General features: G+C 69.3%; 11 protein-coding genes. 3 read left to right on the forward strand and 8 right to left on the reverse strand.

The features are described 5' to 3' along the window. The first annotated feature begins 8 nt into the window (after positions 1-8). Positions 9-1,091, forward strand: a complete 1,083-nt coding sequence (locus tag OG225_RS20245) for a hypothetical protein (RefSeq protein WP_405183101.1) — start codon at positions 9-11, stop codon at positions 1,089-1,091. Here the strand turns inward: OG225_RS20245 and OG225_RS20250 are convergent. Then, positions 1,063-1,416: a hypothetical protein gene (locus OG225_RS20250; protein WP_109530646.1), complete on the reverse strand. Its 354-nt coding sequence runs from the start codon at positions 1,414-1,416 to the stop codon at positions 1,063-1,065. The two genes, OG225_RS20245 and OG225_RS20250, sit on opposite strands and share 29 nt — an antisense overlap. Before the next feature lie 254 nt (positions 1,417-1,670). Here OG225_RS20250 and OG225_RS20255 point away from each other — a divergent pair, with 254 nt between their 5' ends. Continuing rightward, a complete protein-coding gene (locus OG225_RS20255) occupies positions 1,671-2,006 on the forward strand; it encodes an RNA polymerase-binding protein RbpA (protein ID WP_109530567.1) in 336 nt (111 codons plus the stop codon). A 100-nt stretch (positions 2,007-2,106) separates the two neighbouring features. On the opposite strand, the gene OG225_RS20260 is transcribed toward OG225_RS20255, so the two are convergent. The 7 genes from OG225_RS20260 to OG225_RS20290 form a co-directional block, all read right to left on the reverse strand. After that, positions 2,107-2,922, reverse strand: coding sequence for an ABC transporter permease (locus OG225_RS20260; RefSeq protein ID WP_355084357.1), 816 nt, complete (start codon positions 2,920-2,922; stop codon positions 2,107-2,109). A 71-nt stretch (positions 2,923-2,993) separates the two neighbouring features. Further along, complete coding sequence (locus tag OG225_RS20265) at positions 2,994-3,989, reverse strand: ATP-binding cassette domain-containing protein (protein ID WP_109530568.1); 996 nt, start codon at positions 3,987-3,989, stop codon at positions 2,994-2,996. A 9-nt stretch (positions 3,990-3,998) separates the two neighbouring features. Then, positions 3,999-17,762, reverse strand: a complete 13,764-nt coding sequence (locus OG225_RS20270) for an amino acid adenylation domain-containing protein (protein WP_405183102.1) — start codon at positions 17,760-17,762, stop codon at positions 3,999-4,001. Positions 17,763-18,244: 482 nt separating this feature from the next. Continuing rightward, positions 18,245-19,873 carry an apolipoprotein N-acyltransferase gene (gene lnt / locus OG225_RS20275; protein ID WP_405183103.1) on the reverse strand — a complete coding sequence of 543 codons (1,629 nt, stop codon included), beginning with the start codon at positions 19,871-19,873 and terminating at the stop codon, positions 18,245-18,247. Beyond that, positions 19,863-21,461, reverse strand: coding sequence for an amidohydrolase (locus tag OG225_RS20280; protein WP_405183104.1), 1,599 nt, complete (start codon positions 21,459-21,461; stop codon positions 19,863-19,865). Before OG225_RS20280 ends, lnt begins: the two co-directional genes overlap by 11 nt. Before the next feature lie 64 nt (positions 21,462-21,525). After that, positions 21,526-22,008, reverse strand: a complete 483-nt coding sequence (locus OG225_RS20285) for an FxsA family protein (RefSeq protein WP_355084237.1) — start codon at positions 22,006-22,008, stop codon at positions 21,526-21,528. A gap of 94 nt (positions 22,009-22,102) precedes the next feature. Next, positions 22,103-22,762, reverse strand: a complete 660-nt coding sequence (locus OG225_RS20290) for a response regulator (protein WP_405183105.1) — start codon at positions 22,760-22,762, stop codon at positions 22,103-22,105. A 250-nt stretch (positions 22,763-23,012) separates the two neighbouring features. Here OG225_RS20290 and OG225_RS20295 point away from each other — a divergent pair, with 250 nt between their 5' ends. Beyond that, positions 23,013-25,484, forward strand: coding sequence for a DUF4132 domain-containing protein (locus tag OG225_RS20295; RefSeq protein WP_405183106.1), 2,472 nt, complete (start codon positions 23,013-23,015; stop codon positions 25,482-25,484). Position 25,485 lies beyond the last annotated feature (1 nt).

Here is a 25,485-nt window from a genome sequence, read left to right on the forward strand (position 1 = left end):
TTCGGTCTATGCCGAACAGTGACATCGATTCCGCCGTAACGGATTCCGCACCGGGGCGGTATCGTCGCATTCCCTCGCTCATCCCCCGGGGCGGTCGCGTGCACCGTCCGCTACTGGCCATGGTCGCCCTGATGACGACGCTGGTCGTCGTGTCCCTCGGCGGCATCCTGGTCGACGACCGCGTGCTGCTCGGTGAGTCGGTCTGGGTCAAACCCCTGAAATTCGGGTTCGCCTTCGCCGCGTACGGGCTGACGCTGGCGTGGTTGCTGTCGCTGCCGCACCGTGGCAGTCGTGCCACCTGGTGGCTCGGCACCGTCTTCGCGGTCACCGGCGTCGTCGATGTCGGATTCATCGTCGTCCAGGCCGCGCGCGGCACCTTCAGCCATTTCAACGGTTCCGAATCCGACGCGGTCAACGTCATCGGACAGCGGATCTTCATGTCCGGCGTGCCGGGCTTGTTCCTGGCGAATCTCGCCATCGTGGTGATCCTCTCGTGGCAGCGACTGGTCGACCGGCCGACCGCGCGAGCGATACACGCCGGAATGGCGCTGGCGGCACTCGGGATGTTCCAGGCGTATCTGATGGGATTCACCGGTAAGCAGCGGGTCCTCGACGCCGACGGCGAGGTCGTCGAATTGGTCGCCGGGCACACGGTGATCGATACCGCGTCCCGCACCGAGGCCGTTCGCGACGCGAACGGTATGCCGATCACGCACTGGAGCACGACCGGCGGCGACCTCAGGATCGCGCATTTCGTCGGGCTGCACGGCATCCAGATACTGCTGCTGGCCGTGATCGTCACGGCCTGGCTGGCGCCGCGTCGGCCCTGGTTACGCGCCGAACGCACCCGCGCCGAACTGATCGGTGTGCTCGCGTTCGGCTACACGGGTCTGTTCGCACTGGTCTTCTGGCAGGCGATGCGCGCCCAGTCGCTGATCCATCCCGACGACACGACCCTCGGGGTGTTCGCCGGACTGGTGGCCGTGGTCGCGGGACTGACGATCCTGGTCTACCTACGCGGTCGCGACCTGATCCGCGCGCAACCCGGCACGGCACCCGCGCTCAGCGCAGTCGTTCGGCCTCTCGGGTGAGTTCGAGCAGGGTCTTGCTCAACGCGGCGAGTTCGGCGTGTTCGGCGCCCTCCTCGATCGCGATCGCGACGTCCTCGGCCGCGCAGCGCGCCGCGAACCAGCGATCGGCCAGATCAGCGGCTTCCTGGGCGCTGAGCACGACCGAATCGTCCGGAATTCCGGTCCCCTTGAGGCTGTTGCGATTCTCGTAGGCGCGCTGACGGCACGACTGCCTGCAGTACCGGCGACGGCGTCCGGCCTCCGATTCGACTATTTCGCGCCCGCACCACAGGCAGGACAATTGACGTTGAGCGGTGGCATTGCCTGACCTGGGCGTGTGTGGCACGTCGCACACGATAGCGCCGCGCGCGGGAGCGGTGGTAATTGCCGTTGCGAGGCTTGGCAATCCAGGACATATCCCGGGGCGTGTGCACGCGAACGGGGCGCGACCACTACAATTGCACGGTTCACCGTCGCCGGGGCGGGAACTATTCAGACAGACCCGTTCGTTGTACCGAAGGTCCGGTGAGCGCGCGACGTGCTCGTCCGAACACGACCCGCAACGCAACACGGACTCGAGCACACAGGGAGAGGCACACCATGGCAGATCGCGTACTCCGGGGCAGTCGGCTCGGAGCGGTGAGCTACGAGACCGATCGCGACCACGACTTGGCGCCGCGTCGGATCGCCCGGTACCGCACCGACAACGGCGAGGAATTCGACGTTCCCTTCGCCGACGATGCCGAGATCCCCCCGAACTGGCTGTGCCGCAACGGCCAGGAGGGCATCCTGCTCGAGGGCACCACCCAGGAGACCAAGAAGGTCAAGCCTCCGCGCACACACTGGGACATGCTGCTCGAGCGTCGCAGCAAGGACGAGTTGGAGGAGCTGCTCAAGGAGCGGCTCGACCTGCTGAAGACTCGTCGCCGCGTCTGATCGCATCCGGCGTCGGTAGACAGTCGGAAAAAGGCCGCTCCCCTCGGGGACGCGGCCTTTCTCGTATTCGGACGCCGCCGCCCGTCACGTCGGCGGACGATCAGTGACTGGCGACCTTGCGGTACTGCAACAGGGCAAGCGGCACGGCGACGGCCAGGATCACCAGCGAGCAGGCGATCGCATAGGGGACGCAGTGATCGGCGGCCCACCCGCTGGCGGGCGTGAACGTGGGCGGCGCGCCGTTGTCGAAGAGTTTGCGTCCCGCTCCCGCGACCGCGGTGATCGGATTCCACTCGGCGATGGTGCGCAGCGGGCCCGGCAGCGTCTCGGCGGAGATGAACGCCGAGGAGATGAACGACAGCGGGAACAACCAGATCAGCCCCGCGCTCTGCGCCACCTCGACGGTGGGCGACATCAGGCCGGTCAGCGCACCGACCCACGACATCGCGAACGCGAAGAGCAGGATGACGCCGAACGCGAGCGCCGCGTCGGCGACACTGCCGTTGATCCGCCAGCCGACCACGTAGCCGCAGCCGACCATGACGATCAGGCTCAGGATGTTGACCACCAGATCGGACAGCGTGCGTCCCATCAGCACCGCGAGCCGTGACATCGGCAGTGTGCGCATGCGGTCGATGATGCCCTGGTGCAGATCACCCGCGAGACCGACGGTGGTGAACGCGGCGTTGAAGGCGACGGTCTGCGCGAAGATGCCCGCGAGCAGGAATTCGCGGTACTGACTGCCGCCGAGCGACGCCCCGAAGATGTAGGCGAAGAGGAAGACGAACATCAGCGGCTGGATCGTCGCGGTCACGAGCAGCGTCGGCACCCGCAGGATCGTCAGCAGATTGCGGTAGGCCACGATCGCGCTGTCACGGAAGACCCGCACGCGCGGCGCGGTGATCTCGGTGTTCACCCGCGTCTTCGCCGTATCGACGGCGGAATCCGCGCGCGGCGCTTCGTCTTTCACGACGGTACCGGCGACACTCACGACATGATCTCCTCTTGTACGTCATCGGTTTCCGGTTCCCGCGCGACCGCGTCGTCGGCGGGAGTTCCGGTGAGAGAAAGGAATACGTCGTCCAGGCTCGGCCGGTGCACATTCGCGTCGAGCACGCACACGCCCGCGTCGTCGAGCCTGCGCAGCGCCTCGACCATGGTGCGCGATCCGTCGCCGACGACCACCGACGCCTCGTCGGTACCGGGCTCGTGCAGCGGTTCGCCGACCCCGACCTGGGCGAGTACCCGCAACGCGGGCGCCATCCGCTGGCCTGCGGCCAGGGTGACGGTCAGTCGGTCGCCGCCGATGGAGGTCTTCAGCTCGTCGGCCGAACCCCTGGCGATGACCTTGCCCTTGTCGATGACGGTGATCCGGTCGGCCAGCAGATCGGCCTCTTCCAGATACTGGGTGGTGAGCAGCACGGTGGTGCCGTCGTCGACGAGATCACCGATGACCTGCCACATATCGAGGCGTCCGCGCGGATCGAGTCCGGTGGTCGGCTCGTCGAGCACGACCACGGCGGGCCGGGCCACCAGCGCGCCCGCCAGGTCGAGGCGGCGCGCCATACCTCCGGAGTAGGTGCCCGCGCGGCGATGCGCCGCGTGGTCGAGGCCGAAGGCGGTGAGCAGTTCGGCCGCCCGCGCCGACGCCTGCCGCTGCGACATGCCGTACAGCCGGGAGACCATGCGCAAGTTCTCGTATCCGGTCAGGTTGCCGTCCACCGCGGCGTACTGGCCCGAGAGCCCGATACGCCGTCGCGCTCCGGCCGGATCGCGCAGGACGTCGACACCGGCCACGTGCACCGATCCCGCACACGGCGCGAGCAGTGTGGTGACGATCCGGACGGTCGTGGTCTTACCGGCGCCGTTGGGTCCGAGCAGGCCCATGACGGTGCCCGCGGGGATTTGCAGGTCGATATCGTCGAGTACGCGGACCTTGCCGAAATTCTTCGACAGTCCCTGCACTTCTACGGCGAAACTCATGAGCGCACCTCACCTGTCCTTTGCGGTTCCGGCGGCGCCGTCCAGATGCCGGTGCAGCACCGGACCGATGACAGCGAGCGATTCGGGGGTCGTCATTGCCGCGTGGCGGCACGGGAGCGGGTGATCGTGGACGGTCCCGGTGACGAAGGACTCCCACGCCGTCGCCCGGCGGGCCGGATCGGCCCGATTGATCTCGTCGTCCGCCGCGCTGAAGAAGACGAGGTCGCCGACGAAGGTGCGCGGCCGGAAACCGTGCGCGAGCACCGTGCCGTTGGCGTATCCCTCGTACAGCCTTTCCAAGTGGTCGACGGTGAGCGCCGCGAACGGGCCCGGCCGTGAGCGGAGCAGATCCGCCGCCGCGCGCAGATCCATTCCCGGATCGAGTTCGCCGCCGTCGAGCAGGTCGCTACCGAATTCGGCGACGATTTCGGCGACGCCGGGGATCGCGTGTTCGAGCAGTTCGTCGGAGAGCTGGTAGCTGTCCATCATCGACAGCAGCGCCACCTCGTCACCGGCCTGCTGCAACTGCACCGCCACCTCGTGGGCGATCAGACCGCCGAGTGACCAGCCGAGCAGGTGGTAGGGGCCGGACGGCTGGATCGTCTTGATCCTGTCCACGTAACGTCGGGCGGCTTCGACGATCGACCCGAACCCCTGTTCTCCCGCCACGTGCGGCGACTGCAATCCGTACACCGGGCGGTCCGGGGTGAGATGGGCGAGCAGACCCGAGTAGCACCACGACAACCCGATCGCGGGGTGCACGCAGAACAGCGGCGCACGGGACGACCCGGTGGTAGGCCGGATCGGCAGCATCGGCGCCAGGGCCGCCGCCATGGCCACGGCCGGATCGACGTCGCCGTCGATCCTCGCGGCGATCGCGGCCGGGGTGGCCTCGCCGAACATCATCTGCACCGACAGTTCGATTCCGGCCTCGCGCACCGACGACACCACCTTGGTGGCGAGCAGGGAGTTGCCGCCGAGTTCGAAGAAGCCGTCGTCGACGCCGACGGTCTCCGCGCCGAGCGCCTCGGCGAACGCCGCGCACAACACCGCTTCGGTCGCCGTGCTCGGTGCCCGGTAACCGCCGGTCGCGCTGAAGACGGGTTCGGGCAACGCCTTTCGATCGAGTTTGCCGACCGGACTGAGCGGCACCTCGTCCAGCAGCATGATCGACTGCGGCACCATGTAATTCGGCACCAGCGCCGACACGTGCGACACGAGTTCGGCGACCGCGACCCCGCTGCCGCGACGAAGTTTCACGTACGCCACCAGCGCGGTGACACCGGCGGGTGTGCGATGGCCGACGGTGGTCGAGAATTCAACAGCATCGTGACGAGAAAGCGCCGTGTCGATCTCGCCGAGTTCGATCCGGAAGCCCCGGATCTTCACCTGATGGTCGGTACGCCCGACGTACTCGATCTCGCGTGCCCGAGGTGTCGCGCGTTCCTCCTCGGCGTCGCGCCCGAGATCGCGGGTCATCGGCGCCTGTCGCGCACCGGCGAACCAGCGCACCAGGTCACCGGTGCGGTACATCCGCTCACCCGGCTTGCCGAACGGGTTGGCGATGAACCGCTGTGCGGTCAGACCGGGCCGGTTGAGATAGCCGCGGGCGAGGGCGTTACCCGCCAGATGCAGTTCGCCGGTCACGCCGACCGGGGCCGGGTGCATGCGCGCGTCGAGGATGGTGGCGCCGACGCCGCGGATCGGGCCGCCGATGGTGATCGGGCCACCGGGCACCTGCGGCTGACCGATCACCGTGACGATCGTGGTCTCGGTCGGGCCGTACACGTTGTAGAGGTTGCGTCCCGGCGCCCAGCGGGTCACCAGATCCGGCGGCAGCGCCTCGCCGCCGACCAGCACGTGCGCCAGTTCCGTAACACCGGCCGGGTCGACGGTGCCGAGCGCCGAGGTGGTGATGAAGGCGTGGGTGATGCGCTCCTCGATGAAGACGCGAGCGAGATCGGCGCCGCCGACCACACCGGGCGGAGTGATCGCCAGGGTGGCCGCACCGCCCAGTGCCAGCAGCAGATCGAGCATGGCGGCGTCGAAACTCGGCGTCGCGAAGTGCAGAACACGCGAACCGGGCCGGACGTCGAAACGCTGCGCGGTCTCCGCGGCGAAATTCGAGAGCCCGCCGTGGGTGACGACGACGCCCTTCGGGGTGCCGGTCGAGCCGGAGGTGTAGATCACGTAGGCGGGATTGTCGACCCGCAACTCGGTGATCCGGTCCGCCTGCGTGATCGGTGCGTCGGACGCGGCCATCACCGCGGCGCGGAAATCGTCGTCGTCGAGCACGATCCACTCGGCGTCCTCGGAAGGCAGTTCGTCACGGTAGTCGGCGAGGGTGATGCCCAGCGCCGCACCGGAATCCGACAGCATGTGACTGATCCGGTTGGCCGGATACAGCGGATCGACCGGGACGAACGCCGCGCCCGCCTTGGCGACCGCGAGTACCGAGGCCACCGACTCCACCGAGCGCGGAATGCCGAGCGCCACCAGGGTTTCCGGACCGACGCCGTAGCCGATCAGCACGCGGGCGAGCCGGTTGGTCCAGCGGTCGAGTGCGTCGTAGCTGATCCTGGTGCCGTGGGAACGCAGTGCCACGGCGTCGCGATCGACCGCGGCCGCGGCCGCGAAGACCGCGGGCAGGGTGAGCGGACGTTCCGCCTCGGCGCCGCTGACCGGGGCCAGTCCCGACCATTCGGCCGGATCGAGCAATTCCAGATCGCCGACCGGCGTGGCCGGACCGGCCGCCACCGCGCTCAGCAGGCGGGCCAGCCGCTTGGCAAGTCGGTGCGCCGTCGCGGCGTCGAACAGATCGGCGGCGTAGTTCACCGACAGGTTGATACCGTCGGGCTGCCGCTGCCCCTCTGTGAAACTGTGCGATTCGGTCAGCGTGAACTGCAGATCGAATTTGGCGATCCCGGTGTCGACATCGCCCGCCTCGATGCGCAGACCCGGCAGTTCGACCGCGCCGACCGGCTGGTTCTGCACCGAGAGCATCACCTGGAACAGCGGATGGTGCGAACGCGACCGCGCGGGGTTGAGCACCTCGACCATGCGCTCGAACGGGAGGTCGGCGTGGGCGAACGCGTCGAGATCGATATCGCGCACGGCCCGGAGCAACTCGGTGAAGGGCGCGTCGGGGCGGACCCGGGTGCGCAGTACGAGCGTGTTGACGAACATGCCGATCATCCGGTCGAGCGCGGGATGTCCGCGCCCCGCGATCGGAGTGCCGACGGTGATGTCGTCCACCCCGGTCATCCGGTGCAACAGCACCGCCAGCGCGGTGTGCAGCACCATGAACATGCTGACGCCGTTGGCATTGGCGACCGTGTGCAGTTCCCGGTGGGTGTAGGCGTCGATCGGGCATTCCACGATGCCGCCACGGTAGGAGGGCACCGGCGGACGCGACCGGTCCGCGGGCACGCTCAGCAGTTCCGGATTCTCGGCCAGGGTGTCACGCCAGTAGGCGAGCTGCTTGCTGATCACCGAATCGGGATCGTCCTCGGTGCCGAGTACGTCGCGCTGCCACAGCGTGTAGTCGGCGTACTGGACCTCCGGCGCGAGCCACGCGGGTTCCGCGCCGCTGACGATCGTGCTGTACGCCTCGACGAAATCGGCGGCGAGGGGTTCCAGCGACCAGCCGTCCATCGCGATGTGATGCACGACGAGTACGAGCACGTGCTCGTACCCCACACCGGCGTCGACATAGGCGTCTTCGGAGACGGTGATCAGCGCGGCTCGCACCGGCACCGTGTCGGCGAGATCGAATCCGGGCGAGGCGACGCGACGCACCTCGTCGGCGACCCGGTCGGCCGTCACCGTGACGCGCGACAGCGTGATCGCCGCGTCGACCGGATCGAGTACCTGCTGCACGGGCGCGCCCGCGATCTCCGGGAACACCGTGCGCAGCGTCTCGTGTTTGCGCTGCACCGCGTGCAGGGCCTCGACCAGCGCCCGCGTCTCGAGCGCGCCGCGCAGCCGCAGCACGACCGGGATGTTGTACGCGCCCGCGGCGCGATCGGAATCGGCCCCGTCGTTGAAGCGGTTGAGGAACCACAGTCGCTGCTGCGCCGCCGACAGCGGGATGCGCTCCGGGCGTACCCGGCGTACCAGGGCCGGACGATCGTCGCGACGGGTCTCCCGCTGCTCGTCGTCCACCGACACCGTCGTCGACGGATCGAGCAGCGCGGCGATCTCGGCGACGGTGGGCGAGGTGAAGACCGTGCGCACCTCGATCCTGGTATCGGTGGCCGCCGCCAGCCTGGCCACGAATTGCGTTGCCAGCAGCGAGTTTCCACCGATCTCGAAGAAGCTGTCGTCGGCGTTGACGGTTTCCGCGCCAACCAGTTCGCCCATGATGCGGGCGACGAGTCGCTCGGCCTCGGTCGCGGGTTCACGAGCCGTCCGCGCGGCGCCGAAGGTCGGCTCGGGCAGGGCCGCGATATCCAGCTTTCCGGTCGGGGTCAGCGGGATCCGGTCGAGCAGCGTGATCGCGGCCGGAACCATGTGGGCCGGAAGCAGTCCGGCGACATGCGCGCGCACCGCGTCGGTGTCGATCCCGGCCGCTTCGTCGGTCGGGTGGACGAAGGACACGATCCGGTCCGCGTCGTTGATACGGCGGACCTCGGTATGCGCGAACCGGACCGAAGGGTGTCCGCTCAGCGCGGAGGTGATCTCGCCGAGTTCGATGCGGAAACCGCGCATCTTCACCTGGTGGTCGCTGCGGCCGAGGTAGACGATCTCCCCCGCCGCGTCCCAGCGCACGACGTCGCCGGTGCGGTACATCCGCGAGCCGACAGGCCCGTATGGGTCGGCCACGAAACGGCCCGCGGTCAGCGCCGGACGCTCGAAGTAGCCGCGTGACACACCGAGTCCGCCCAGGTACAGATCACCCGGGACGCCCACGGGCACCGGGCGCATCCGCTCGTCCAGGATCACCGCGTGCGAGCCGCGCACCAGCGAACCGATGGTGATCGGGAGGCCGACGTCGACCTGCGCCATGGTGACGACGACCGTGGTCTCGGTCGGCCCGTACCCGTTGAAGAGGTTGCGGCCCGGCGCCCACCGGGCCACCAGATCGGGGCTGCACGCTTCGCCGCCGATGAGCAGTGAGCGCAGATGCGGCAGTTCCCAGCGATCGCGGTCGATGGTGGCCAGCGCGGCGGGTGTCATGAACGTATGGGTGATCCGCTCGCCTTCGAGCAGTTCGGCCAGTTCGTCGCCGCCGAAGATATCCGGCGGGCAGATCACCATCGCGGCGCCCGCGCCGAGCGCGAGCAACAGGTCCAGGATCGCCGCGTCGAAACTCGGCGACGAGAAGTGCAGGGTGCGCGCGAACGGTCCCGCGTCCAGACGTTCGCTGAATTCGTCCGCGAGGTTGGACAACCCGGCGTGGGTGACCGCGACGCCCTTGGGCTTCCCGGTGGAACCCGAGGTGTAGACCAGGTACGCGAGATCGGCGATCCTGGCCGGGCGCAGACGCTCGCCGTCCTCGATGGCGCTTCCGTCACGGGCCGCGAGTTCGGCCGCGAATCCCGGCTCGTCGAGCAACAGCCAGTCGGTGACCGGACCCGTCGTCCCCGGTTCGTGCCCGGCGGCGCGCAAGGTGTCGGCGTAGGTCGAATCGGTGAGGCCGACCAGGCAGCCGGAATCGGACAGCATGTGCCTGATCCGGTCGGCCGGGTACTTCGGGTCGACCGGGACGAACGCCGCGCCGGATTTGGTGACGGCCAGCATCGTGACGACGGATTCGATGGAACGGGTCAGGCCGAGCGCCACCCGATCGCCCGCGCCGAGGCCACGCGCGATCAACGCCCGCGCCATGCTGTTCGAGCGGCGGTCCAGTTCCGAGTAGGTCAGCGCCTCGCCGTCGGTGGACGCGTAGACGACCGCGGTGCGCTGCGGATACCGCTGCGCGGTTCCGGTGAAGTAGGCGGCGAGTGTGCGCGGGGCCACGATCGGGCCACCCGAAGCCGGTGCGAGCGTTCGTCGTTCCTGCTCGGTCCTGGCGTCGATATCGCGCACGAGCACCCGCGGATTACCGGTGACCGCCGACAGCACCCGCAGGAACCGATCGCCCAGTATCTCGATCGTGGCGCTGTCGAAAAGTTCGGCCGCGTAGAGGAATTCGAATCCCAGCGCGTGGTCGGCCGCGTCACCGGTGCTCGTGACACGCAGTTCGAGATCGAATTTGGCCAGCGCGATATCGAGTTCCTCGGCGCGCAGTGCCAGACCCGGCAGGCGCAGCGACGGCACCGGGTTGTCGTCCACGGTGAGCGCCACCTGGAACAGCGGCGGACGGCTACCCGTGCCCGCCTGCTTGCCCAATTCGTCGACGACCCGTTCGAAGGGGAGGTCCGCGTGGGCCAGGGCCGCGAGTTCGGTGTCGCGATCGGTCTTCAACAGCGCCGCGAAGGAACTGTCGGGATCGACGTCGGAGCGCAGCACCAGCGTGTTGACGAACATGCCGACCAACTCGTCGAGTTTGGTGTCGGTGCGGCCGGCGACCGGCGTGCCGATCACGACATCGCGGCCTCCGGTGACGACACGCAGCAGGACCGCCAGTGTCGAACGCAGGACCATGAACATGCTGACGCCCTGTTCGGCGGCCAGCCGGGTCAGGCCGTGCCGCACCGACTCCGGGACCGACAGCCGTACCGAACCCGCCGCGTGCGTCGGTTGCGCCGGGCGCGGGCGGTCGTAGGGCAGCGGCAGTTCCTCCGGGGCGTCGGCGAGGGCGGTGCGCCAGAATTCCAGCTGCGTGCCCGCGACACTCGCCGGATCCGATTCGTCGCCCAGGCAGGCCCGCTGCCACAGCCCGAAGTCGGCGTATTGCACGGGGAGCGGCGCCCAGACCGGCGCGGCGCCATCCTGCCGCGCCGCGTAGGCGACCGCGAGGTCGCGGGTCAGTGGACCGAGCGACCAGCCGTCGGCGGCGATGTGGTGGATCACGATGCCGAGCAGGTGGCGGTCGGATGCGGTACGCAGCAACGAGATACGCACCGGTGTCGAGCGGGTGAGGTCGAATCCGCTGCGCGCCATGGTGTGCAGCGCCCGCCGCGCGCCCTCGTCGTCGGTCGTGATCGGGTGCAGGACGGGAGCGGCCTCGGAGATCGGGAGCACGACCTGCTGGGGGCCCTCGGTGTCCTCCGGGAACATCGTCCGCAGCACCTCGTGCCGGTCGACCACATCGGTCAGCGCGGCGCCGAGCGCGTCGATATCGAGTTCGCCATCGACGCGAATCACGAAAGCGATGTTGTAGGCGCTCGATTCGGGTGAGAATCGATTGAGGAACCACAGGCGCTGCTGCGGCAGCGACAGTGGAAGGCGTCCCGGGCGCGGGGTGTGTACCGCCAGCGCCATCCTTTGCGTCCGGGGCGCTTCCGTTATCCGCCTGGCCACCCCGGCCACGGTCGGCTCCTCGAAGATCTCCCGCACCGGCAGATCGACGCCGAATTCGGTGTGCAGCGCGGCGGCGAGGCGGGTGGCCAGCAGCGAGTTGCCGCCGACATCGAAGAAACTGTCCTCCGCGCCCTCGACCGGCCTGCCGAGCACCTCGCCGAAGACGGTGGCGACCCGGAACTCCGCGGCCGATTCCGGTGCCCGCGAGCTGCCGATCGCGACGAAGACCGGCTCCGGCAACGCCTTGCGGTCGAGTTTGCCCGCGGGCGTGACCGGCATGTCGTCCAGCACGGTGATCGACCCGGGCACCATGTAGCCGGGCAGCCGCTGACGCGCGGTATCGGCGACGGCGATCGCGTCGACGCCCTCGTCCGCGGTGACGTAGGCCGCGAGGCGGGGCTGGCCGTGCTCGTCGGTGTGCACGACGGTGAGCGCGAACTGCACCCCCGGATGCGCGCGCAGCACATGGTCGATCTCGCTGAGTTCGATCCGGAAACCCCGGATCTTGACCTGATCGTCGGCTCGGCCGAGGAAGCGCAGATGCCCGGTGTGATCGATCACCACCAGGTCGCCGGTGCGGTACATCCGTTCGCCGCGCCGTCCGAGGGGATTCGCCGGAAAGCGTTGTGCGGTAAGTCCGTTGCGTCCCAGATAGCCGCGCGCCAGGCCGGGCCCGGACAGGTAGAGCTCGCCGGGTGTGCCCGGCGGCACCGGACGCAGCCTCGCGTCGAGCACGAACAGTCGCATGCCGCGCACAGGGAGGCCGAGGGGCACCGGCAGGCCGGGCACCATCGCCCGCGACGCGGTCGCGGCGACCGTGGCCTCGGACGGGCCGTACATATTGTGGATGCGGTGGCGCGCCGACCAGGTCTGCACCAGCTCGGCCGAGCACGCCTCGCCGCCGACGATGACGACCTGGAGATCGTCGAGATCGTCGTCGGGCACCGTGTTGAGTGCGGCGGGGGTGATGAACGCGTGGGTGATCCGCTCGCGGCGCAGCACATCCGCGAGTTCGGAACCGCCGTAGATACCCGAAGGGACGACCACCATGGTGGCGCCCGCCGCGAAGCCGAGCAGCATCTCCAGCACCGAGGCGTCGAAGCTCGGCGACGAGAAGTGCAGTGTGCGTGCCGATTCCGTGACGCCGAACAGGTACATCTGCTCCCGCGCGAGCGAGGCGATACCCCCGTGGGTCACCACGACGGCCTTGGGCTTGCCGGTCGACCCCGAGGTGTAGATGAGATAGGCGGGATGGCCGATGCGCAGCGGGTAGTGCCGCTCGGCGTCGGTGACCGGCGCCGTCGTGTATTCGGCCAGTTCGCCCGCCAGCGCGTTCGAGCCGAGCACCAGCCAGTCCAGTGAGGTGTTGCGATGCTTGCCGTGGGTGTCGGGGAAGGCGGGCATGGCCATCAGCGAATCGGCGACGGTCAGGCCGAGCATGGCGCCGGAATCGGCGATCATGTGGCCGATCCGTTCGGCGGGATAGCTCGGGTCGATCGGGACGTAGGCCGCTCCCGTCTTCGCCACCGCCCAGATCGCGAGGATCGAGTCGAGGCTGCGCGGCAGTGCGACGGCCACGACGACCTCGGGGCCCGCGCCGTGATCGATGAGCACGCGTGCCAGCCGGTTGGACATGGCGTCCAACTCGCCGTAGGTGGTGTCGCGTCCCTGGTAGCGCACGCCGACCCGCTCGGGCATGCGCTCGGCTGTTTCCGACAGCATGCGGGCAAGGGTGACCGGCGGCTCACCGGGACCACCGGCGATGGGGACCAGTTTGGCGCGCTCGCGACGGTCGAGGAGATCGATGTCGCCCACCGGAACCTTCGGCGCCGCGACCGCCGAATCGAGTACCGCGACGAATCGACGCGCGAAGGAGGTGACCGTCTCCTCGTCGAAAACATCGGTGGCATAGCCGAATTCGGCGTGCATCGGGCCGTCGGTCGCGTCCTCGCGCACTTCGAGCTGTAGATCGAATTTGGCGATCGCCGAATCCAGCTCGAGTACCTCGGTGCGCACACCGGGCAGGTCGACGCGCATCTCCGGTGTCCGGTCGTAGGACAGCATCACCTGGAACAGCGGGTGCCGCGCGGTGGAGCGTTCCGGGTTGACGACCTCGACCAGCCGGTCGAAGGGCACATCGGCGTTGGCGAAGGCGTTCAGGTCGGTTTCGCGGACCACGTCGAGCATCCGGTCGAAGCCACGGGCCGACTCGACCTCGGTGCGCAGCACCAGGGTGTTGACGAACATGCCGACCAGCTCGTCCAGCGCCGGATCGGAGCGACCGGCGATCGGGGTGCCGATCGCGATATCGGTCGACGCGCACAGCCGCGACAGCAAGGTCACGAGTGCCGCGTGCAGCACCATGAACATGCTGACACCGCGCGCGGCGGCCAGTTCATTTGCCGCCCTGTGTGTTTCGGCGGAGATGGTGAATCCTACCGTGCCGCCCCCCGTCGTCCTGCGCAGCGGACGTGGACGGTCGAGCGGCAGATCGAGCTGATCGGGCAGACCGGCCAGTTCGGTGCGCCAGAAAGCGAGCTGCCTGCTCAGCGCGCTCGACGGATCGGTTTCGTCGCCGAGCAGTTCCCGCTGCCACAGCGCGAAATCGGCGTACTGCACCGGAAGGGGGCTCCACCGCGGCGCGGCGTCGCGCGCACGCGCGGCGACCGCGACCATCAGGTCGCGCGCCAGCGGGGCGATCGACCAGCCGTCGCCCGCGATGTGGTGCAGCACCACGAGGAATACGTACTGATTCGGACCCGTCGCCCACAGCGCGACCCGGATCGGCGCCTGTCCGCGCAGATCGAACCCGTATCCGGCGAATTCGGTCGCGAGCGCGGTGGCGTCGGCGCCCTCGGCGCCGACCGGCTCGAGGGAGAGCGGGATCTCCGCGGTCGGGTGCACCAATTGGTAGGGGCCGTCGGCCGATTCGGGGAAAGTGGTGCGCAGGCTCTCGTGCCGTTCGATCACATCGGTCAAGCCGGCGCGCAAGGCCTCGATATCGACGGGCCCTTCCAGGCGCACCGCGAGCGGCATGTTGTAGGCGGCCGCGTGTTCGGCGAAACGATTGAGGATCCAGAGCCGCTGCTGGGCCAGGGACAGCGGCACCCGCTCGGGTCTGTTCATCGGGACGAGGCGCGGCGAGACCGTGTCGAAGGTATGCGTGGCCAGCAGTTCGGCCAGTCCCGCGATGGTCGCGGCCTCGAAAAGGTCGCGGATGGTGATTCCGGTGGCGAGGTTCGCGTTGATCCGCGACACCGCGCGCGCGGCGACGAGCGAGTTGCCGCCGAGGTCGAAGAAGCTGTCACCGGTGCCGATCGCGTCCTCGTCCAGATCGAGCACCTCGGCGAAGATCGCCGCCAGGGAGCGTTCCAGCTCGGTCGCGGGCTGCTCGGCGACCGGATGCGAGCGGACGGTCACCACGGGCGCGGGCAGTGCCTTGCGATCGATCTTGCCGTTCGCGCTGAGCGGTAGTTCGTCGAGTTCCATCACCACCGACGGCACCATGTATCCGGGCAGGGTCTGACGCAGGGCGACGACGAGGGCGGCCGTGTCGATGCCCCCCGCTTCCTCCGATCGCCCCGATTCCCCCGGTGCGGCGACGACGTAGGCGACGAGTTCGTCGCCCTTGCGACCCGCGTGCGCGACGCAGACCGCGCGGGCGACGACGGGCTCGGCGAGCAGCGCCGATTCGATCTCGCCCAGTTCGATGCGCAGACCGCGGATCTTGACCTGGAAATCGGTGCGGCCCAGGTATTCGAGTACTCCGCGCTCGGAATCGGAGCCGACCTGCCAGCGGGCCAGGTCACCGGTGCGATACATCCGCGCACCCGGGGTGAACGGGTTCGCGACGAACCGATCGGCCGTGAGCCTCGGCTGACCGATGTACCCGCGTGCCAGCTGCACACCCGCCAGGTACAGCTCGCCGACCGCCCCCGGCGGCACCGGCTGCAGGTGCGCGTCCAGTACGTAGGTCCTGGTGTTCCAGACCGGGGAGCCGATGGGCACGGAGTCCGGATTCGGCGGGCATGGCCAGTAGGTGACGTCGACCGCGGCCTCGGTCGGGCCGTACAGGTTGTGCAGTTCGGTACCGCGCAGCGCCGCGTGGAAACCGCGCACGGTCGCCGACGGCAGCGCCTCGCCGCTGCAGAAGACCCGGCGCAGGCCGGTGCAGCCGCGGATATCGGCGTCGGTGACGAACACCGACAGCATGGAGGGCACGAAATGCGCCGTGGTGATGTTCTTCTCGGCGATGATCGCGGCCAGGTAGGCGGGATCGCGATGACCGTCGTGGTCGGCGACCACCAGCCTGGCGCCGATCTGCAACGGCCAGAAGAACTCCCAGACCGACACGTCGAATGTGGCCGGGGTCTTCTGCAATACCGCGTCGGTGGCGTCGAGCGGATACTCGTGCTGCATCCAGCGCAACCGGTTCACGATGGCGGCGTGGGACACCCCGACGCCCTTGGGCTTTCCGGTCGAACCGGAGGTGAAGATGACATACGCCAGGTCGTCACCGCGCAGGGGCGCGCGGCGGTCGTCGTCGGTGACCGGACTCGCGTCGATCTCGCGCAGGTCGAGCAGGTCGAGCGCGATCGTCGCCGCGCTGTGCGGCAGGGTGAGCGCGTCGCGGGCGGCGGTCAGCACGCAGACCGGTCGCGCCTGCTCGAGGATGCCGTCGATCCGCTCGACCGGATGGTCGGGATCGAGCGGCAGATAGGCCGCACCGGATTTGATGATCGCGTACATGCCGACGACGAGTTCGACACTGCGCCGCAGGCACAGCGCCACCGTCCGGTCCGGTCCCGCACCGCGCACGATCAGCCGACGGGCCAGCCGGTTGGCGCGCTGATCGAGTTCCCGATAGGTCAGCGTCTCACCGTCGTATTCCACCGCCACCGAATCGGGGCTGTCCGCCACGCGCTCGGCGAACAGCCCCGCGAGAGTGCCCTGTGAAACGGGCTGATCCGTGGAATTCCAGGTGTGTAGTACTCTGGCGCGCTCGGGCTCGGTGATGGCGGCGAGCGCAAGGGCCCGAGTATCGGCTTCGGACTCGAGGAATCTGCCGAGGAAATCGAAGAAACGCTCCTGATGCCCCGTGACCTCGTTCTCCGAGTACAGCCCCGGATTGGCCTCGAAGTCGATGTGGATGCGGCCGCCCTCGCCGTTGTACAGATTGATCGACAGATCTTCGACGGGGCCGGTGGCGAGCACGTGCAGCGAACCGGTGAGACTGCCGAATTTCAGCTCGTTGTGGAACAGCATGATGTTGACCATCGGCCCGAAGAACCCGCGGGCGTCGCGCGAATAGCCGCAGTCACGCCGGATATCGTCGTGCCGGTAGCGCTGATGCCGCAGCGCGCCGGTGATCTGGAGTTCCGCGCGGCGCACGACGTCGGCGATCGTGGTGTCGTCGTCGAAGTGGATGCGCAACGGCACGACATTCGACACGACACCGGCCGAGCGCCGCAGCGTGACGGTGGTGCGCGCCGAGACGGGCAGGCTCAGCACCACCTCGGAATCGCCGGTCACCGAGCGCACGTAGCAGGCGAGGGCCGCGACGAAGACGGTCGACGGGTGCGCGCCGTTGGCCGCGGTGACCGCGGCGAGGGCGGCGTCGGCCCGGTCGTCGAGCACGTCACCGGCCAGCCAGCGCGCGGCGGCGGGTACCGAACCGGACGTGTTCACGCTGGACAGGCTCTTGGGCGCGCCGACGCCCGCGAGTTGTTCCATCCAGTAGTCGCGGTCGGTGACGAACCGCTTGGACGCGCGGTAGGTCGACTCGCCCGCGTAGATCGCGGCGAGATCGGTGGCGCGCGACACCGTGGGCTCGGTGTGCTCCTCGAGGGAGGTGTAGATCTCCGCGACCCTGGTCATCGCGGTCATGGAGCCGTAGCCGTCGATGACGATGTGATGGGCACGCGCGTACCAGAAATACTCCGCGTCGCCGACCCGCAGGATCACGTTCGTGCTGAGCGGGTCGTGTTCGACGTCGATCGGGGAGCCCGCGTGTTCGTGCATCCACCGCAGGGCGGCGGCTCTGGGATCCTCTTGGTCGCGCAGATCCATCCGGCCCCAGCCGGGACGCCAGTTCAGGTCGATGTACTGGTGCGGGACGCCGTCGATCTCGGTCAACCGGACATAGCCCGCCTGCGACTCGGCGCCGTAGCGCTCGGTGGCGTACAGCAGACGGCCGATATCGAGGTCACCGCGGAATTCGACGTACTGGGCGATCGTCAGCGGCACATCCGGACGGATGCGCTGGGCGTACCACAGAGCTGTCTGTGCGGGAGAGAGTGCGAATGGCTGTGGCGAGTATTCGCCGGAAGAGCATTGGTCTACGCGATCGGTGGCCAATGAACTCATCAATCACTCCGTTCTGCCGCAGTTGACGCAACTCCCCGAGCACCACCACGACCCGCGCGCATGCGCCAGCCGTAGAGCCTGATCCACGCCCTATGATTCGGAGCACCACATCCGGCGGATGGCCGGTGTGCTTGATTTGTTTTGCATCGAACGCCGGTGTAGGACGGCGATTTTCGCTGGCTATATTCCCGCTAACCGGATGGTTCCACGGCCGTTCATCGAGTGATCACCGGCGGTAGCACGGTTACCGGCGCTGATCTTGGATAGTGATCTCGGCGACATCAGCAACAGACTGGCGAACAGCATGGAACGTTCGGAACCGGCGGTAAACAGACAGGCCGGGCCCGAAACAGAACGATTGTTCGGTTGGTGGAGATGTTCGGTTCAGTGGAGAGAAGAGCCCCTACCGCCCCCGGATCAAGGGCGGATCGGGTATCGCGTCCCGATCGACGAAGCATCCGGTCCCGGATCGGTCGAGGCGCTCACGCGCGCCTTCGACGCCGGTAGAGCACAAACACCACCGCGGCACTGGTCAGGATAACCGAGAGAAGTTCGGGCGCGGGGCCGATTCGCGTGGCGATTGTCTTTCCGTTTCGCAGCGGCAGGTCCGCTACCAGCGCGGACGGTACGAACAGCGGCGTCTCGGCCCGAACGTCGCCGTCGGCGGTGATGATCGCGCTGACCCCGGACGTCGCCGCGACGACGAGGGCCCTGCCGTGTTCGACCGCGCGCACCCGCGACATCGCGAGTTGCTGATAGGTCATCTCGCTGTCGCCGAAGGTCGCGTTGTTGGTCGGCACCGTCAGTAATTGCGCGCCCGCGCGCATCGAATCGCGGAAGGCGCGGTCGAACGCTACTTCGTAGCAGGTCGCGACACCGATATCGGTCCCGGCCGCGTGGACGACGCCGTCACCGTGTCCCGGGACGAAGTACCCGGCCCGATCGGCGTAGTCGGAGAAGAGGCGGAAGAATCCGCGCATCGGGAGGTACTCACCGAAGGGCTGGATGATCTTCTTGTCGTGACGCTCACCCGGTCCGGCGGCGCCGTTCCAGACGATGACCGAATTGCTGGTGGTGCGGTCCGCGTTCACCAGAACGGCCCCGACGAGGATGGGCGCGCCGATCCGCTCGGAGGCGGCGGTGATCAACGCCGCGGCGTCGGCGTTGCGCAACGGGTCGATATCGGAGGAATTCTCCGGCCAGATGACCACGTCGGGCTTTTTCACCCGGCCCGCGGCGACCTCGCGCGCCAGTTCCTCGGTGCGCCGGACATGGTTGTCCAGTACGGCTCGTCGCTGTGCGTTGAAATCGAGGCCGAGCCGGGGCACGCTGCCCTGGATTGCGGCGACGGTGATCATCCGCTCACCGTCCTGCGGGCCCGGCAGCGCGGAGCGGAGCAGCAGGCCCGCCAGCGGCAGGATCGCGAGAGTGACCGCGGCGGTGACGATTCCGCGCCGTGACGCGCGGACCGGTGCGGCCTCGTTCGAGGCGGACTCCGGTGCTCGCAGCGCCCACAGGCGTTCGGCCAGCGCGGCGGCGGCGGTACCGGTGAGCGCGACCGCGAAGCCGACAAGCGGCGCGCCGCCGATCATCGCCAGCGGCAGATACCAGCCATCGGCCTGGCCGAAAGCCACACGCCCCCAGGGGAACCCGCCGAAAGGAAAACTCGACCGCGCCCACTCCCCCGTGGTCCAGGCCAGTGCCAGCCATACCGGCCACCCCGGCAGCTTGCCGAGCAGACGGGCGAGCACCCCGAAACCGCCGAGGAAGACCGCGCATACCGTCGACAGGGCCAGCCACGGCACCGGGCCGACGTAGATCCCGGTCCACGGCAGCAGCGGGAGGAAGAAGCCGAGTCCGGCCAGCATCCCGTATCCGAACCCGCCGCGCAGCCCGCCGGGCGCGCGCAGCACGAGAACCAGCACGGCGAGGCCGACCGGGGCGAGGAACCAGTACGGGCGCGGCGGGAAACTGCCGAACAGCAGCACTCCGGCCACCACGGCGGCCAGCGCCCGTGCCGGGACCGGGTACCGGCCGACGATGTCGAGAACCGACCGCCACCGCGACACCGCCTCGGTCCCCGGGGCCGCGACGACGGGATCAGGCTTCATGGATGGTGACTCCGCGATGGACGGTGCGCAGGCAGCGGGGCAGCGGGGCGTCCGCGTCCAACGGGGGCAGTCCCGGCACCCGGGAGCGCGGATCGGTCGACCATCGCTGCACGCTGTCGGCGGCCGCGGCGACCACGAGTTCGTCGGCCTCCCAGATCGCGTAGGAGGCGGGGGCGCCGGGAACCAGCGTGCCCGCGAGTCCGTCGCGGACGCCGCCCGCCCGCCACGCGCCGCGGGTGGCGGCCGAGAAGGCCGCGCGCGGGGAGATGCCGTTGCCCGCGGTGCGGTGGTTGACGGCCGCGCGCACGGCGGCCCACGGATTCAGCGCGGTGACCGGGGCGTCCGATCCGATGGCGAGGGCGATACCGGCGGACGCCATGGCGGCGAAGGGATTCATGGCGGCGGCGCGCTCGGCGCCGAGTCGCGCGGCGTACATGCCCGAACCGCCGCCCCACGCCGCGTCGAATCCGGGCTGCACGCTGGCGATGACACCCCACGCCGCGAGTTTCGCGATCTGCTCGGCGTCGAGCATCTCGGTGTGTTCGAGACGGTGTCCGCGGGCCGCGACGGCCGGACCGCCGAGCGCGTCGACCACCCGCTCGAATCCCGCGACGACCGCGGCCATGGCCCCGTCGCCGATGACATGGAATCCGGCCTGGATACCCGCTTCGGTGCAGGCGCGCACATGCGCCTCGATCGCGTCGGCGTCGAGATATCCGAGTCCCGACGTGGCATGGTCGGCATAGGGTTCGCGCAGCCACGCGGTACGCGAGCCGAGCGAGCCGTCGACGAAGAGGTCACCGGCCAGGCCGTGCGCGCCGAGGTCACCGATCAGTTCGCGGGCCTGATCGGCGGTGCGCACCGCCTCACCCCAGTACGCCCGCACTTCGACCCCGTGCTCGAATTCGAGCAGTTCGCGCAGATCGGTACGGCCCGCGATCTCGGGCCCCCCGCATTCGTGCACGGCGGCGACGCCGTGTGCCGCCGCCGCGTCGAGCGCGGCGCGGCGCGCGTGATCGCGGCGCGTGCGATCCAGCCCCGCCAGCACGGTCGCGCGTACGAGGTGGTGGGCGGCGGCCCGTACCGGCTCACCACGGGTGAATCCGGTCGCCGAGCGCACCTGCGGAACCGCGTCGAGCAGGGCCGTCGATGCCACCGCCGAATGCGCGTCCACGCGAGCCAGATAGGCCTGCCTGCCGGGGCCTGCGGCCGCGTCGATCTCCTCGATCGTCGGCGGCCTGCCCTCGGGCCAGCGGGTCTCGTCCCATCCGTCGCCGAGGATCGCGCCCCGCGGATGCGCGGTCGCGTAGGCGCGGACCAGGTCCAGGCAGGCACCGAGGGATTCGGCGCCGGACAGGTCGAGTCCGGTCAGATGCAGTCCGAGCGCGGTCACGTGCACGTGCGGGTCGACGAAGGCGGGCGCGATGAACGCGCCGTCGACGTCGATGATCTCGGCGTCCGGGTGCAAGGCCCGGCCCGGCTTCTCGGCTCCCAGCCACACCACCATTCCGTCGGTGACCGCCATCGCGGTCGCGTCGGGGGCACTGGAACTGTAGAGACGACCGCCGAGAAGCAACTGGGTACTCACGGGGGATCAGTCTGCCGCATCCGCTCGAGGGGGCCGCTCGCCGGAGTGCGCGTGGACGCCCGGATCAGGCGGGGCCGACCGCGCGGCGGGCGTTGCCCTGTCCGTCGTCGTACCACTGCTGCACGACGGTGCCGTCGATGACGTCGTCGCCGTCGATCACCACACCGCGATACGGCCGGGCCGCGGCGAATTTCCCGATCCGCCGGGCGGCGACCGCGGTGACGACGGGACGCACGAGGAAGCGGGTGGGCGGGAGCAGGAACAACAGGCCGATCAGTCCGGTCACCAGACCGGGCACGAACATGAGCACGCCGCCCACCGCGACGAGCGCGCCGTCCGCGACAGCGGTACCGGGATCGAGGTCGCCGCGACCGACACGGCGGAACTGTTCGATGACACGGCGGCCCTGCGAACCGAGGAGCAGCATGCCCGCGGCCGATACGGCGATCAGCAGCAGGATCGCGGGCACGACGCCCAGGAAATGACCGACGGCGAAGAGCGCGGCGATCTCGGTGACGACGTACAGCGCGAAGATCAGGGCGGGCATCGGCGTTCCTTTCGAAGGATCTACCCGGTACAACGCCGAAGAGCCCGGTTTTTCTCCCGATCGCGCCTGATAGCTCGCTGAGACCCCCGACGCGTCAGCCGCCGGGGCGGACCAGACCGGTTTCGTAGGCGAGGACCACGGCCTGCACCCGGTCGCGCAGCCCCAGCTTCGTCAGCACCCGCCCCACGTGGGTCTTCACGGTCGCCTCCGACAGGTACAGCTGCCGGGCGATCTCGGCATTGGATCGCCCCGCCGCGATATGTTCGAGCACCTCGCGTTCGCGCGCGGTCAGCACCTCGAGCACGCCGGGATCGCGCATACCGCCGGAATCGTCGGCGATGAGCCGGTCGAGCAGCCGTTTGGTGACCTTGGGCGAGACGACCGCGTCACCGGCGGCGACACTGCGAATGGCCGAGATCAGATCCTCCGGCGGGGTGTCCTTGAGCAGGAATCCGCTCGCGCCGGCCCGCAACGCGCCGAGCGCGTGCTCGTCGAGATCGAAGGTGGTCATCACCAGCACCTTGCAGCCGTCGCCCGCCTCGATGATGCGTCCCGTCGCGGTGACACCGTCGACCACCGGCATACGCACATCCATCAGCACCACATCCGGCCGCAACTCCTTGGCGCGCGCGACCGCGCCCGCGCCGTTCTCGGCCTCGCCGACAACTTCGAGATCCGGCTGCGCGCCCAGCACCATCTTCAGACCCATGCGCATGAGTTCCTGGTCGTCGACGACGAGCACGGTGATCGGCACCTCTCCAATCTAGGACCTGCCCGCGCGCGCGTGCCCACGGCGTTGCGAGCGACGCCGTGACCCCGCGAGATCCGTACCATTCACGACATCGCCGCGATCCGGTTCGGTTGCGTGCGCGCCGATTTCGGAATCCGCGCGGTTACTGAAAGAATTCCGGCGGCGATGCGTGCGCGAGCCGTGCGAGTTCGTTCCTGTCGGTATTGCGCGATATCCTTTTCGGTTCGACCAGACATAGACCCGGGGGGACGAGGTGTCCGACAGGAAATCACTCGCACGGCTGCGCTCCGACGAGCGGACATGGATCGTTCCCGCGCGCTGGTGGCGTCGTACCGAGCCGTGGCGCGGACGCGGACAGTGTCGCGTCGCGGTGGATTCGGCGGCCGCGCAACGGGTTCGCGAACTGCTCTACGACTCGGTGGACGCGCTGCGCGCCGTACTCGCCGACCCCGCTTCCGATCCCGTCATCGCGGCCCGCGGACTCGCGGTACTGGAATCGGGCATCGGCGAACCGGTCGGTTCCGGTGTGATCAGCGCGCTGCTGCTGCGGATGCTGCCGCCACCCGATCGCGGTGACGTCGCCGACCTGCTGGTGGAGTGGTACGGCCTCGAATTCGCGGCCGAGGCGCTCGTCCACGTGAGCCGGGTCCGGCTGGTTCGCCCCGACAGCGCGGGCGAGGGCGGCACGGACGACGGCATCGGCGCGCGACTGGCCGGTGCGGCCGTCCGGATGAACACGGACGCGGCCACCACGGCGACCCGGCCGATGGCACGGCGGCTGCGCGCCTTCCTCGCCGTCGCGCCCGACGACTCGTATTCGCGCGCCATCGGAGTGCTCACCGCGTTGCGCGGCGACGCTTACGCGCGTCGATTGCTGGCCTATCTCGCGCCGAGCGAAGCCGAGTGGGTCGACGAGGCCGTCGCGGAACTGGGAGACGGCATCGATCGGCACTGGACGGTGGCCGCCCTGTTCAGCGCGGTCGCCACCCCCGCCCAGGCCGAACGCGTCGCCGCTGTCGCCGGTCACACCGTGCTCGCCCGCGACCCGCACGTGCTCTACAGCGTGGCCGCCCATCTCGGGCCCGCCGCCGCCGCGTCGATCGCCGCCTGCGTCGCGCAGGCCAACGACGACATGTACCACCGGGCGGTCCAGATCCTGGCCGATTTCCCCACCGACGAGGCCTTCGACCTGCTGATCGACCTGCTGCCCGACCGTCGCGCGCGCACCGCGCTGCGCGGCGCGGTCACGGCGTTTCCCGAGCGGGCGCGCCGACTGCTCGCGACCGCGGCCCACCGCGGCGACGACAGTGGCGTCGCGTGCGCGGCGCTGTTGGGCGAGCAACTCGGCGCACCGGTCGACGGACCGCTCGACTTCCGGCCGTGGCTGGATCTCACCGCGCTGCCCGCGCTGGCGCCCGCCGACGCGATGCGGCTGTGCACCCTGCTCGCCGGACCCGAACACGATTACGTGGACGCGCTGATCGCCGAACTCGATCCCGCCGATCGCGCCGCGTTCGGTATCGCGCTGTTCGAGCGGTGGCGCGCCGCGGGCTATCCGCCCTCAGACGACTGGGTGCTGACGGCCCTGGCGAGAACCGGTGACGACACCACCGCGCGCACCCTCGCGGAACTGCTCGTCACCTGGGACGGACCGGCCGGGCACAGCAGGGCCGTCACCGCTATCCGGGTGCTGACGGCGATCGGCACCGAGGCCGCGCTCACCCAGCTGATCCGCCTCACCCTGATCCTGCCGCCCGACGAATTGCACGCGGAGGCCAAGCGCGGGGTGTCCGCGGTCGCCGATCGGATCGGCCTCAGCGCGGATCAACTGGCCGACCGCCAGGTCCCCACCTGCGGCCTGGAATCCGACGGAACCCTTGTACTCGCGGACGGCACCCGCATCTCGCTCGTCGGATTCGTCGCGCAGCCGAAACCCGGTGTCGGCTCACTGTTGCGCGGAACCCTCGCCCGGCCGACCGCCGAACGTTTCACCGACCTCGAAAGGGAGGTCGAAGCGGTCGCCGCCCAGCAGGCGCGGCGACTCGAGGCCGCGATGGTGCGCGGACGCACCTGGTATGCCGCCGAACATCGCACGGCGTTCCTCGAGCACCCGCTGTTGCGTCATATCGCGCGGCAACTGGTCTGGGTGGTCCTCGACGACGACGCGCACCCGGCGAACTCCTTCCATCTCGCGGCCGACGGCACACTGCGCGACCACGCCGACCGGCCGTTGGACTTGCGCACCGAGAAAGTCGTCATCGCGCATCCGCTACATCTGGGCGAGCGGCTTCCGTATTGGGCGGCCCGATTCGCCGACGACCGGATCAGGCAGCCGTTCCCGCAGCTCGACCGGACGGTGCACCGGCTCTCGGCCGAGGAAGCGGCGGCCACCTCGCTGGCGCGTTTCGCGGATCGGATGGTGGCGACGAGCGCGCTGCTGCGCCTGGAGGATTCCGGCTGGCGACGCAGCCCACCGGCCGACGGCGGAGTCCAGGATTACCTGTTCCGCCCGGTCGGCGCCGACCTCCAGGTGCTCATCGTGCTCGATGACGGCATCGATGCCGGTGATCCCCTGTCGATCCCGGAGCAGGGAATCGCCTCGGTCGAACTCGCGGCCGGTCCGCCCCGGCATTGGTGGCACCGGTGCGGCGACACCAGATTCGAGGTCCTTGACCCGATCACCGCCAGTGAGATCCTGCGCGACCTGGAGATTCTCGTCGTCTGAC

It is taken from the genome of Nocardia sp. NBC_01377, assembly GCF_045040005.1.
GTDB lineage: Bacteria > Actinomycetota > Actinomycetes > Mycobacteriales > Mycobacteriaceae > Nocardia > Nocardia noduli.

Excerpts from the sequence above, each read along its gene's own strand:
- OG225_RS20245 (WP_405183101.1), top strand. The coding sequence starts at position 9 with ATGCCGAACAGTGACATCGATTCCGCCGTAACGGATTCCGCACCGGGG.
- OG225_RS20255 (WP_109530567.1), top strand. The coding sequence starts at position 1,671 with ATGGCAGATCGCGTACTCCGGGGCAGTCGGCTCGGAGCGGTGAGCTAC.
- OG225_RS20265 (WP_109530568.1), bottom strand. The coding sequence starts at position 3,989 with ATGAGTTTCGCCGTAGAAGTGCAGGGACTGTCGAAGAATTTCGGCAAG.
- OG225_RS20270 (WP_405183102.1), bottom strand. The coding sequence starts at position 17,762 with ATGAGTTCATTGGCCACCGATCGCGTAGACCAATGCTCTTCCGGCGAA.
- lnt (WP_405183103.1), bottom strand. The coding sequence starts at position 19,873 with ATGAAGCCTGATCCCGTCGTCGCGGCCCCGGGGACCGAGGCGGTGTCG.
- OG225_RS20285 (WP_355084237.1), bottom strand. The coding sequence starts at position 22,008 with ATGCCCGCCCTGATCTTCGCGCTGTACGTCGTCACCGAGATCGCCGCG.